Source organism: Mycobacterium sp. 050134, from assembly GCF_036409085.1.
Classification (GTDB): Bacteria; Actinomycetota; Actinomycetes; order Mycobacteriales; family Mycobacteriaceae; genus Mycobacterium.
In genome coordinates this window covers 1-2,500 of the sequence record NZ_JAZGLV010000049.1, presented here as the reverse complement: position 1 = coordinate 2,500, position 2,500 = coordinate 1, and the positions used below count along the sequence as shown (strand labels likewise).

General features: G+C 65.7%; 2 protein-coding genes. Both read left to right on the top strand.

Going from position 1 to position 2,500, the window contains the following annotated elements; translation table 11 throughout:
- Positions 1-52 precede the first annotated feature (52 nt).
- Positions 53-1,591 (top strand): IS21 family transposase, encoded by a 1,539-nt coding sequence (gene istA / locus SKC42_RS27285; RefSeq protein WP_330967348.1) that lies wholly within the window; start codon positions 53-55, stop codon positions 1,589-1,591.
- Between the two features lie 56 nt (positions 1,592-1,647).
- A complete protein-coding gene (gene istB, locus SKC42_RS27280) occupies positions 1,648-2,403 on the top strand; it encodes an IS21-like element helper ATPase IstB (RefSeq protein ID WP_330967347.1) in 756 nt (251 codons plus the stop codon).
- Positions 2,404-2,500 lie beyond the last annotated feature (97 nt).

The window sequence follows — 2,500 nt, the reverse complement described above, 5'->3', positions numbered from 1 at the left end:
CCCCGCCGCGGGGCCTTGGAAGGGGCCTGAGTTGGCGAGGAGATCGTGGAACGTGACCGACTTCGTGGAGATGTTCCGGCACTGGCATGCCGGTCGATCCCAGATGCAGATTCATGAGGCGCTGCACATTGACCGCAAGACCATCCGCAAGTACGTGGCACCGGCGATCGCCGAAGGGCTGCAGCCGGCACCGAGCGAGGCGTTCGACGAGCTGCTGTGGCGGGAACGGATCAGGCGTTGGTTTCCCGAGCTGATCGATCCCAGCCTACGGGCGTTGACCTGGGATCGGATCGAGGTGCATCGAGACTGGATCGCCGAGCAGCTCGACGTGCCGGTCACGGTGGCCACCATCGCCCAACGGCTGCGCGACGACCGTGGTGTCGACGTGTCCGAATCGACGGTACGGCGTTACATCGCAACGGCATTCGCTGAACACCATCTCGAGGACAAGGTGACCGTGGCCCGTGGAGCTGTCGATCCGGGCAGCGAAGCCCAGATCGACTACGGCCGTCTGGGGATGTGGCGGGACCCGGATACGGGTCGCCGCGTGGCGGTGTGGGTGTTCGCGATGATCCTGTCGTGCTCGCGGGCACTGTTCATTCAACCGGTGCTGCGGATGGACCAGGGCTCCTGGAACGCCTCGCATGTCGCGGCGTTCGAGTTCTTCGGCGGTGTCCCGGCCCGGCTGGTGTGTGACAACCTCAAGACCGGAGTGATCCGCCCGGATCTGTACGACCCGCTGATCAACCTGGCCTACGGGGAGTTGGCGGCGTTCTACGGCACCCTCATCGACCCCGCGCGGGCCAACAAACCGAAGGACAAACCGCGCATCGAGCGACCCATGCCCTACATTCGGGACTCGTTCTTCGCCGGCCGCCAGTTCGAATCGATCACGGCGATGCAGCGCGAGGGGCTGCGCTGGTCCCGTGAGGTCTACGGACTCCACAAGCATCGTGGACTCGACGGCGCCACTCCCGCAGCGGTGTTCGACGCCGTCGAGCGCGAGGCGTTGATGCCGTTGCCGCGCAGGCCTTTCGAGCCGGTGATCTACACCGTAGGCACAGTGGCGCCGGACTGTCACGTCAAGTCCGGCCGAGCGTTCTATTCGGTGCCCTGGCGGCTGCTGGGCCAGAAGGTCACCGTGCGCACCGCCGGCGATGTGGTGCAGGTCTTCCATCACGACGCCGTGGTGGCCACCCACGTGCTGCACCCGTCGGGACGCTCGACGAACTTCGAACACTACCCACCGCACAAGATCGCCCACACCCTGCGCACCGTGACGTGGTGCCGCACCCAGGCCGAGCAGATCGGACCCGGTGCCGTGGCCATCGTGGCCGAGCTGTCGGCCGTCAACGCCATCCACCGGTTACGCGCCATCCAGGGCATCATCGGGCTGCGCGAGCGCTACGGTGACCTGCGGCTCGATGCCGCCTGCGCTCGCGCCCTGCAGATCGGCGACCCGCGGTATCGCACCGTCAAAGGCATCCTGATCGCCGGCACCGAAATCGGCGACACCCCGACCACCAGCTCACCTCCACCACCGGCGATGCTGCGCGGCCCGGACGCATTCGACACCGAACGCACCGCCTGACCGCCCACTGATACCAAACATTGTGCTGCAATTACTTTCGACATAAGGACCCTATTGTGACCATTCACGACCCCAGCCTGCGGGCAGCCCTGAAGACCCTGAAACTGACCGGGATGCTCGAGACCCTTGATGCCCGACTGGCCCAAACCCGCGACGGGAAACTCGGACACCTGGAGTTCCTGCAGGTGCTCTGCGAAGACGAGATCGCCCGCCGCGAGACCGCCGCTCTAGCCAGACGGGTCCGCCGCGCCCGCTTCGAACAACCCAACACCTTCGAGGACTTCGACTTCACCGTCAGCCCGAAACTGCCCGCGGCGATGCTGCGCGACCTCGCCGCACTGCGCTGGCTAGATGCCGGCGAGTCGGTCATTCTCTACGGCCCGGTTGGCGTCGGGAAAACCCATGTGGCACAAGCACTCGGGCACCAAGTCGCCCGCCGCGGCGGCGACATCCGATTCGTCAAATGCTCCCGCATGCTCGCCGACCTCGCCGGCGGCCACGCTGATCGCACCATCGGCCAACGCATGCGCGAATACACCCGCCCGCTCGTGTTGATCGTCGACGACTTCGCGATGCGCGAACACACCCCCACCCAAAGCGACGACCTCTACGACCTGGTCTCCGACCGGGCGATCACCGGCAAACCGCTGATCCTGACCAGCAACCGTGCTCCCAAGGACTGGTACCCGCTGTTTCCGAACCCGGTCGTCGCCGAATCGCTGCTCGACAGACTGATCAACACCAGCCACCAAGTCCTCATGGACGGACCGTCCTATCGACCCCGGAAGCGACCACGACCAGCCACCACCTGACAAGCCGTCACACCACCCGCTACCCTCAGCCGAGCAGGGCCCCAACACGAGGAATTACGTGACGGCAGCCCCTGGGGAATTACGTGACCGTCGGCAC